Source organism: Streptomyces morookaense, from assembly GCF_013030945.1.
Classification (GTDB): Bacteria; Actinomycetota; Actinomycetes; order Streptomycetales; family Streptomycetaceae; genus Streptomyces; species Streptomyces morookaensis.
Genome location: NZ_JABBXF010000141.1, coordinates 1 through 8,979, shown reverse-complemented (window position 1 = coordinate 8,979; position 8,979 = coordinate 1). Strand labels below are relative to the sequence as shown.

Below are 8,979 nucleotides of genomic sequence, written 5' to 3'. Positions count from 1 at the left end.
GTGGACCTGTGCGTGCAGCGGCTGCGCAGGAAGCTGGGCCGGGACCGGATCGAGACGGTCCGCGGCTTCGGCTACAAGCTCAGGCGCTGAGACCGGTGCGCCCGTTCCCCCGGCTGCGGCCCGCCCGCGTGTCCCTGCGCTGGAAGATCGCAGCACTCGCCGCCGCCACGGCGTGCCTCGTCGCCGCGGCGGTGGGCGTGCTGGTGCACCTGTGGACCGCGCGGGACATCCAAGAACGGGCCGAAATGCAGGCGTTCAACAACGTCTACGCGGCCATGGACGTCTACCGGCGCACCGGAACGCTGGCCTACGGTGCCCTGCTCGACCCGCCGGAACTGCCCGCCGCACTGCGGCACCCGGCCGACGACGACCGGCACACGGCCTACGACGGGCGCGTCGAAGGGAATCTGGGGCCGAGCATGTGGGCTGCCCAGCGGGTCGGCGGCCCGGGCGGCCGGGTGCTGGCCGTCCAGGTCAACATGAGCACGGAACTCCACACGCTCGACCAGCTCGACGCGACCATGGCGGTGGCCTCGTCGATCGCCCTCGCGGCGGCGACGCCCCTGGCGGTGTACGGGGCCGGGCTGCTCGGACGCCGGCTGCGGCGGGTCTCCGAGACGGCGGGGCGGATCTCCGCCGGGGACCTCGACGCCCGCACCGGGCCCACCAAGGGCCGCGACGAGGTGGCCGACATCGCCGCCACCGTAGACCTCATGGCCGACACCCTCGGCCGACGGCTGCGCAGCGAGCGCCGGTTCACCGCGGACGTGGCCCACGAGCTGCGCACCCCGGTCGGCGGCCTGCTCGCCGCCGCCGACCTGCTGCCGCCCGGCGAGACGGAGGATCTGCTCCGGGCCCGGGTGCGCGATCTGCGCGGCCTCGTCGAGGACCTGCTGGAGATCTCCCGGCTGGACGCCGGCGCCGAACAGCCGGCCCACGCCCACGTCCCGCTCGGGGCGGTCGTCTCCGAGGCCGTGTCCCGCACCGGCCTCGACACCGACGTCACCACGGCGCAGACCATGGAGACCGTGGAGACCGACCCGCGCCGCCTCGAACGCATCGTCGGCAACCTCGTCGTCAACGCCCACCGGCACGGGGACACCCCGGTGCAGGTCACCGTCGAGGGCCGGACGGTCGTCGTGCGCGACCACGGCCCCGGCTTCCCGCCGGACCTGCTGCGGGACGGTCCCCGCCGCTTCCACACCGGCGCGAAGGAGCGCGGCTCGGGCCACGGCCTGGGCCTGACCATCGCCCTGGGCCAGGCCCGGCTCCTCGGCGCCGAACTGCACCTGGCCAACGCCCCGGACGGCGGCGCCGTCGCCACCCTGCGCCTGCCGCACTGATCCCTCGGCCCCTGCAGGACTGCTACGCAGTGGCGCGGAGGCCGATACACGGCGGCCGGGAACCCGATACATTCCCCGGACACCCTTCGACGTGCACCTTTCCGCACTCGCATCCGCACTCGAAGAGGAGTCCCCGTGACCACCACACCCGGTGACCTGCTCGCGCTGCACCCGGCGGCCGGCATCGCGGCCGCCACCACCGACCTGACGAAGGTCTACGGCAGCGGCGAGACCCGTGTCGTCGCCCTGGACCGGGTCGGTATCGCCTTCCGGGAGGGCGAGTTCACCGCGATCATGGGTCCCTCCGGCTGCGGCAAGTCCACCTTGATGCACTGCGCCGCCGGGCTCGACTCGTTCGACTCGGGCTCCGTCCGCATCGGCACCACCGAACTGGGCGCGCTCGACGACCGGCAGCTCACGGCGCTGCGCCGGGACCGGATCGGCTTCGTCTTCCAGGCGTTCAATCTGCTGCCGACGCTGACCGCGCTGGAGAACATCACGCTGCCGATGACCATCGCGGGCCGTCGGCCCGACCCGCAGTGGCTGGACCATGTGGTCTCCATGGTCGGCCTCTCCGGGCGCCTCGGTCACCGGCCCGGGCAGTTGTCCGGCGGTCAGCAGCAGCGCGTCGCGGTGGCCCGCGCCCTGGTCTCCCGCCCCGCGATCGTCTTCGCCGACGAGCCGACCGGCAACCTCGACTCGCGCGCCGGGGCCGAAGTCCTGGGCTTTCTGCGGGACTCGGTGCACGAGACGGGCCAGACGGTGGTCATGGTCACCCATGACCCGGTCGCCGCCGGCTATGCGGACCGCGTGGTCTTCCTCGCCGACGGCCGTCCGGTCGACGAGATGGTGCGCCCGACGCCGGACCGGGTCCTGGACCTCATGAAGTCTCTCGACTCCCGCTCGCGCACCAGTTGACCGCCGTCGCCCCCGCACCGACCCAGCCGCCTGCTCGCGCCCGGCGAGCCCGCATCCCAGGATCCGCCACCGTCATGTTCCGCACCGCCCTGCGCAATGTCCTTGCGTACAAGGCCCGCCTGTTGATGACCGCGCTCGCGGTCGTGCTCGGCGTCGCCTTCCTCTCCGGCAGCCTCGTCTTCGGCGACAGCCTGGGCCAGGCGGCCGCCGCCAAGGCGACCGACGGCTACACGCGCATCGCCGTCAGCGTCTCCCCCGATGCCCCGCCCGGCGGCGAGGCCCGGCAGGCCGGTATCGACGCCCGCACGGCCACCGCCCTGGCCGGGGTCCCCGGTGTCGCCGTCGCCGCGGGCCGGGTCGACGGCTTCGCCGCCGTCGCCGACCGCGACGGCGGGCTGATCGGCCATGGCTCGTCCCACCAGGGCGGCAACTTCGCGCCGGGAGCGGACGGCACGGACCCCGCCTACCGCTTCGTCAAGGGCACCGGTCCGGCCCGGGACGGCGCGGTCGCCCTCGACGAGAACACCGCTCGCCAGGGCGGCTACCGCATCGGGGACTCCGTCCGCGTCGCCACCGGCAAGGGCGCCGCCACCTACACCCTCAGCGGGATGTTCCGCACCGACGGAACCCGGCTCCCGTCCGGCGGCAGCCTCGTCCTCTTCACCGGCTCCACCGCCCAGCAACTCTTCCTCGCACCCGGCACGTTCCGCAGCATCGAGCTCACGGCCGCCCCCGGCACCACCCCGCAGCAGCTCCTCGAACGCGTCCAAGCGCAGCTGCCCAAGGGCACGAGCGCCGTCACCGGGGCCCGGCTCGCCCAGATCCAGAGGAACCTCGCCACCAACGACAGCGACACCATGAGCCAGATCCTGCTCGGCTTCTCCGCTGTCGCCCTGTTCGTCGCCGCCTTCCTCATCTCCAACACCTTCTCGATGCTGGTCGGCCGGCGCACCAGGGAACTGGCCCTCATGCGGGCCGTCGGCGCCTCGCGCCGGCAGGTGCGCAGCATCCTGCTGGCCGAGTCCGTCCTCATCGGGGCGGGCGCCTCCGCGGTCGGCATCGCCGTCGGCACCGGTGTCGCCGCGCTGCTGCGGGCCTTCCTCGCCTCCGCCGACTCGCCGTCAGGGCCGCTGGTCGTCTCCCCGGTCACCGTGATCGGCTCGCTCCTCGCCGGTACGGTCCTGACCGTGGTCGCCGCGTGGCTGCCGGTCCGCCGGGCCATGGCCATCCCGCCCGTCGCCGCGCTCGGCACCGCCGAGCCCGCGACCCCCGCACGCGCCGGTTCCCTGCGCACCGGCCTCGGTGCCGCGCTCGCCCTGACCGGTACGGCCGCCGTCCTGTACGGGGCCCTCGCCGGCGGGAAGGACGCCCGGACCGTCATCGGGTGCGGGGCAGTCCTCGCCCTGACCGGCGCGATCGTCCTGATCCCGCTGCTGTCCCGGCCGTTCGTCGCCCTGCTCCAGCCGCTGCTCGCCCGCCTCCGGCCGGTGCACGGCACCCTCGCCGCCCGCAACACCGTGCGCGACCCGCGCCGCACCGGGGCCACTGCCGCCGCCCTCGCGATCGCGCTCACCCTCGCCTCGGGCCTCTCCGTCCTCGGGGCGTCCACCGCCCGGTACCTGGACCGTGCGACCACGCACGACTTCACCGCCGGCTACCTCGTCAAGGCCGCTGCCGACGGTATGGAGTTGGCCCCCGGGACGGCGGCGGACCTGGCGAAGAAGCTGCCCGGCTCCGCGGTCAGCCCGCTCGACCAGTCCACCCGGTACCGCCTGGGCGGCACCGAATCCGTCCTGACCGGTGTCGACCCCGCGGCGATCGGCAGGCTGCTGCGCTACGACGTGGTCGCGGGCTCGCTCGACAGCCTCGCCAAGGGGCAGATCGCCGTGGCCGACTTCAAGGCGAAGGAGGCCGGCTGGCGTCTCGGCCAGACCCTTCCCCTGCAGCGTCCCGACGGCCGGCACGGCAGCGTCACCATCGGCGCCGTCTACCGCGCGGACCCGCAGAGTCACCTGATGCCCAGCATCACCGCGCCCGACTCCCTCGTCGCCCGCTACGACCGCGCCCCGGTCACCGCCGCGATCCTCGTCGCCCCGGACGGCGGCCCCGGCCAGGCCGCGCGCCGCTCCGTCGTCCACGCCCTCGGCGACAACCCCGCGCTGGCCGTCCTCGACCGGGAGGGCGTCAAGGCCGAGTACAGCGGGGACATCGGCGGCCAACTGAACGTCTTCTACGCATTGTTGGGCATGGCCCTGGTGATCGCCGCCCTCGGTATCGCCAACACGCTCGCCATGTCCGTTCTCGAACGCCGCAAGGAGCTCGGCACCCTGCGCGCCCTCGGTCTCGACCGGGCCGGAGTGACCCGGATGGTCCGCCTGGAGGCCCTGATCGTCGGCGCGCTCGGCGCGACCGCCGGCACCGTCCTGGGAATCTTCCTCGGCTGGGCGCTCGGCCGCACCCTCCAAGAGAGCGTGGCAGGCTATGCGTTGGTCCTTCCCTGGGGACGGCTCGCCCTCGGCATCCTGATCGCCCTGGCCGGTGCGCTGCTCGCCTCGCTGTGGCCGGCCCGCAGGGCTGCCCGCGTCGACATCCCGGCCGCGACGTCGGCACAGTAGGCGGCACGCACGCACCGAAGGGGCCGGGACCCCGGTCCGGGTCCCGGCCCCTTCGGCCTGACGGCTGCGCCTCAGTCGCGAAAGGCGTCCTTGGCCTTCTCCTTGGCGCTGCGCAGATCGCCCTTGGCCTTCTCGCCGCGCCCCTCCGCCGTCTTGCGCTCGTTCCCGACGGCGCGGCCGGCTTCCCGCTTGATCGCGCCCTTGGCCTGTTCCGCCTTGGCCTTGGCCTTCTCTTCCGCACTCATGGTCACTTGCTCCTCTCGTCGGCTGTTCCGTTGCGGCCGCCCTTCGGGTGCCCTCCTTTGCGGACCCCAAACGTCGAAGGCGGCGGGCATAAAGGCGGACTCGCGGGGCAGGCGAACTGTCAGGAGGTGCAAACGACATGGGTCCACTGCTTCTCGTTCTGCTTCTCGCACTGCTTCTCTTCGGCGCAGGCTTCGCCGTAAAGCTGCTCTGGTGGGTGGCCGTGATCGTGCTGGTGGTCTGGCTGCTCGGCTTCCTGGTCCGGATGACCGGGGCGGACGGTGCACGCGGCCGTTGGTACAGGTGGTGAGGGCCGGACACAGGAATTTCCCACGGGAACCGCAGCGAAGGAGGCCGGAGTGGCCAGTCCGAAGGCCGGTCGCGGAACCGCCGAACTGCCGTGGATCGAGAATCCCGGCACTGTCAGCCCGCGGGACGCCCGAGAACTGACCAGGATTTTCCTGGAAAGGCTGACGGTTCTTCAGGAGGGCACCCACGAGTACCAGTACGTGCGCAACACGCTCATCGAGATGAATCTCTCCCTGGTGCGCTTCGTGGCCGGCCGGTTCCGGGCCCGGGCCGAACAAAGGGAGGACATCGTCCAGGTCGGCACCATCGGTCTCATCAAGTCCATCGACCGGTTCGACCTCACCCGCGGGGCGGAATTCACCACCTTCGCGATTCCCTGTATCACCGGGGAAATCAAAAGGTTCTTCCGGGACACCAGCTGGGCCGTCCATGTACCCCGCCGGCTGCAGGAATTGCGCGTCGAACTGGCCAAGGCGTACGACGAGCTGGCCGGCCGGCTGGGCCGGGCCCCGACCGTCCGGGAGCTGGCCGGTCTGCTGGACCTCCCCGACGATGAGGTCGTGAAGGCCCAGATCGCCTGCAACGGCTACACCGCCTGCTCCATCGACGTGCCCGCCGAAGACGCCTCGTACGCCCATGACGACGGCCCGGCGTGGGCCGAGCGGATCGGTACGGTCGACGACAACCTGGAGAAGGTGGAGAACCTGCACGTGCTCCGGCATCTGCTGGGCGAACTCGACGACAGGGAACGCAAGCTGCTGAGGCTGCGATTCGGTGCGGAGATGACGCAGACCGAGATCGGGGCGGAGCTGGGCGTCTCCCAGATGCATGTCTCCCGCCTGCTCAGCCGGGTTCTGGAGCGCCTGCGCAAGAGCCTGCTGGCCCAGGCCTGACCCGTCCCCCGCCCGACCGGCCATCGGCCGGACGCCGTCTGCGGCGTCCGGCCGATGCGCTGTGTCCTACCAGTTGCCGCCCCAGTCGGCGTGCGTCCCCTCGGGGCAGGTCAGCCGGAACTCCCACTGCCCCGAGAAGGTCTCGGGGAACAGGTAACGGCCGTCCGTGCAGTCCACGTACACGCGGTACGAGGTGCCGTTGCAGGTCTTGAAGAACTTGCGACCGCCGTCCGTGCGGCCGCTCCAGCACTTCGCGGCCGCATCGCGGTCGGCGGAGCTCGATGCGGGCTGGATCTGGGGCTTCTGCGCGGCCGGCGCCATTTCGGCCGTGCTGTTCTTGCTCTGCCCGTCGACGCTGACCGCGTGGGCTTCGGCGGTGTGGTGCGCCGGGTCGGCGCCGGCGGGTGCTGCGGGTCCGGCAACCGCCGTGATGACGGCTGCTGCGGCAACTGCGGCGTTCCTCAGGAACGTCACACTGTCCTCCGAGTGATGGGTGTTGAGGCAGGTACGAGGTTGTTCTCGCCCTTTCGCCGCCATCGTGGACGATTTCGACCCGGGGAGGGGTTGGTGACGTTTTGGGGAGCGCATGGGAAGAAACGTCCCCAACAGGGCATGTGTGGCAGCCTGCTGGTGACGCGCTCCCGCGAACGTGTGGTCAGCACCGGCCAGTTGCCCCTCCGGTGGAGGTACACGCCCGCGGGCTACGGCGCCTCGTCGCTCTTCGCCCACAGCGAGCGGACCTTCCCCAGATGGCGGGCCATGCACTGCTCCGCCTTCTGCGCGTCGCCCGTCAGCATCAGATCGAGGAGCTCCAGGTGCTCCTCGGCCGAAGGGAGCAGCTCGCCGTGCTCGTCCAGGCCGGTGAGCCCGTACAGGCGGGAGCGCTTGCGCAGGTCGCCGACGGTCTCGACGAGCCGTTCGTTGCCGGAGAGGGCCAGCAGGGAGAGGTGGAACTGCCGGTCCGCCTCCAGGTAGCCGATGAGGTCGTGGTCGCGGGCGGCCCGCACGATCTCCTCGGCGACGGGGCGCAGCGCCTCCAGCTGTGCGCGGTCTGCGGTACGGGTGACCCGGCCGACGGTGGGGATCTCGATCAGGGCGCGGATCTCGGTGTACTGGTCGAGGTCGCGCTCGTCGACCTCGGTGACCCGGAACCCCTTGTTGCGGACCGGCTCGACCAGGCCCTCGCGGACCAGGTCGAGCATGGCCTCGCGCACGGGGGTGGCGGAGATGCCGAAGTCCTCGGCGAGGCCGGGCGCCGAGTAGACCTGGCCCGGGCGCAGTTCACCGGATATCAGGGCGGCCCGCAGGGCGTGGGCGACCTGGTCGCGCAGCCGCTCCCGGGTGGCGTTCAGGTCGCGGTGCTTCAGATGCCCCATGGCAATGTGATCCCTTCGGCCGCAGCGGGTGATCACTGTACAATGTCACGTTGTTCCGGCAGGTGACAGGGTGTAGGTGCGGCTGGAGGCGTAGAACTCCAGGGCGGCGCGGCCCTGTTCGCGGGGGCCGTGGCCGGAGGACTTGGTGCCGCCGAAGGGCAGGTGGAAGTCGACTCCGGTGGTCGGGGCGTTGATGCGGATCATTCCGGTGTCCAGGTGGTCGAGTCCGTGCAGCGCCGTGTCCAGGTCCGTGGTGTGGACGGAGGTGACGAGGCCGTACGGAACGGAGTTGCCGATCCGCACCGCTTCGGCGAGGTCCCCGGCGGGCAGCAGGGCCGCGACGGGGCCGAAGACCTCTTCGTGCAGCAGCCGGTGGCCGCACGGCACCTTCTCCACGAGTACCGGGGCCGCGTACCAGCCCGGACCGTCCGGCGCGGAGCCGCCTGCCAGGACGCCCAGCCCGTGGCAGGCCTCCTCCGTCCGGGCGCGGGCCTGCTCGTCGATGAGCGGTCCGCACACGGTGGCCGCATCGGCCGGGTCGCCCACCGGGACCGTGCGCAGGGCTTCGGCGAGCGCCTCGCGCAGCGGTGCGAGGGCCGCGCCGACGGCGACGACGCGGCTGGTGGCCGTGCACTTCTGGCCCGCGTATCCGGCGACGGCGGCGGCGATGTGGGCGGCGGCCTGCCCGATGTCGGCGTCCGGCAGGACGATGGCGGCGTTGAGGCCGCCCATCTCGGCCTGCACCGGGACGCCCCGGGCGGTGGCCCGGGCGGCCACGGCCCGGCCGACGGCCGTCGAGCCGGTGAAGGAGACGACGTCGGCGGTGGAGACCAGGGCGGTGCCCTCGGCGGCGCCGCCGGGCAGCAGGGTGAACACGTCCTCGGGCAGGGCCTGTTGCAGGATGCCGGCCAGACGCTCGGCGCAGGCGGTGGCCTCGGGGGCGGGCTTGAGGACGACCGCGTTGCCCGCGGCGAGTGCGGGGGCGGCCTTCCAGCTCGGGATGGCGAAGGGGAAGTTCCAGGGCGTGACCAGCCCGGCCACCCCGTGCGGGCGGCGGCGGGTCAGCAGCAGGCCGGCGCCCGCTGCGGCCTCGTGGACGGCACCGGCGGGTGCGTAGGGGGCCTGGGCGTAGTAGCGCCAGATCGCGGCGGCGCGGGCGACTTCGGCGCGGGCCTCGGCGACCGGCTTGCCGACCTCGCGCACGGCCAGTGCGGCCAGTTCGTCCGCGGCGGCCTCGATGCCGGCGGCCACGGCGGTGAGCGCGGCCGAGCGGGCGGCGGCG

The 8,979-nt window shown here is 72.7% G+C and carries 10 protein-coding genes; 6 read left to right on the top strand and 4 right to left on the bottom strand.

The features are described 5' to 3' along the window. The 4 genes from HG542_RS33355 to HG542_RS33340 all read left to right on the top strand — a co-directional run. A partial coding sequence (locus HG542_RS33355; protein ID WP_171088113.1) for a winged helix-turn-helix domain-containing protein occupies nt 1-90 on the top strand: 90 nt, incomplete at its 5' end. 5 nt (nt 91-95) lie between these two features. Further along, nucleotides 96-1,343, top strand: a complete 1,248-nt coding sequence (locus tag HG542_RS33350; protein WP_229922711.1) for a sensor histidine kinase — start codon at nt 96-98, stop codon at nt 1,341-1,343. A gap of 135 nt (nt 1,344-1,478) precedes the next feature. Continuing rightward, entirely contained in the window at nt 1,479-2,261 is a 783-nt protein-coding gene (locus HG542_RS33345; RefSeq protein ID WP_373313167.1) for an ABC transporter ATP-binding protein, read from the top strand. A 74-nt stretch (nt 2,262-2,335) separates the two neighbouring features. Then, the gene (locus tag HG542_RS33340) at nt 2,336-4,876 is read left to right on the top strand and encodes an ABC transporter permease (protein WP_171088111.1); all 2,541 of its coding nucleotides are present in this window, start codon (nt 2,336-2,338) and stop codon (nt 4,874-4,876) included. 71 nt (nt 4,877-4,947) lie between these two features. Here HG542_RS33340 and HG542_RS33335 read toward each other — a convergent pair whose 3' ends face one another. Continuing rightward, the gene (locus HG542_RS33335) at nt 4,948-5,121 is read right to left on the bottom strand and encodes a CsbD family protein (RefSeq protein WP_171088109.1); all 174 of its coding nucleotides are present in this window, start codon (nt 5,119-5,121) and stop codon (nt 4,948-4,950) included. A gap of 137 nt (nt 5,122-5,258) precedes the next feature. Between HG542_RS33335 and HG542_RS33330 the strand changes: the two genes are divergently transcribed. Then, on the top strand, nt 5,259-5,429 hold the full coding sequence (locus tag HG542_RS33330) for a hydrophobic protein (protein WP_171088106.1): 171 nt from the start codon (nt 5,259-5,261) through the stop codon (nt 5,427-5,429). 49 nt (nt 5,430-5,478) lie between these two features. Beyond that, complete coding sequence (locus tag HG542_RS33325) at nt 5,479-6,321, top strand: SigB/SigF/SigG family RNA polymerase sigma factor (RefSeq protein ID WP_171088104.1); 843 nt, start codon at nt 5,479-5,481, stop codon at nt 6,319-6,321. Between the two features lie 66 nt (nt 6,322-6,387). Here HG542_RS33325 and HG542_RS33320 read toward each other — a convergent pair whose 3' ends face one another. From HG542_RS33320 to HG542_RS33310, 3 genes are all read right to left on the bottom strand, one after another. Beyond that, entirely contained in the window at nt 6,388-6,795 is a 408-nt protein-coding gene (locus HG542_RS33320) for a hypothetical protein (protein WP_171088102.1), read from the bottom strand. 227 nt (nt 6,796-7,022) lie between these two features. Next, on the bottom strand, nt 7,023-7,697 hold the full coding sequence (locus HG542_RS33315) for a GntR family transcriptional regulator (RefSeq protein WP_171088098.1): 675 nt from the start codon (nt 7,695-7,697) through the stop codon (nt 7,023-7,025). 45 nt (nt 7,698-7,742) lie between these two features. Further along, nucleotides 7,743-8,979 (bottom strand): aldehyde dehydrogenase family protein (locus HG542_RS33310; protein ID WP_171088097.1); only part of this gene is annotated, 1,237 nt, incomplete at its 5' end.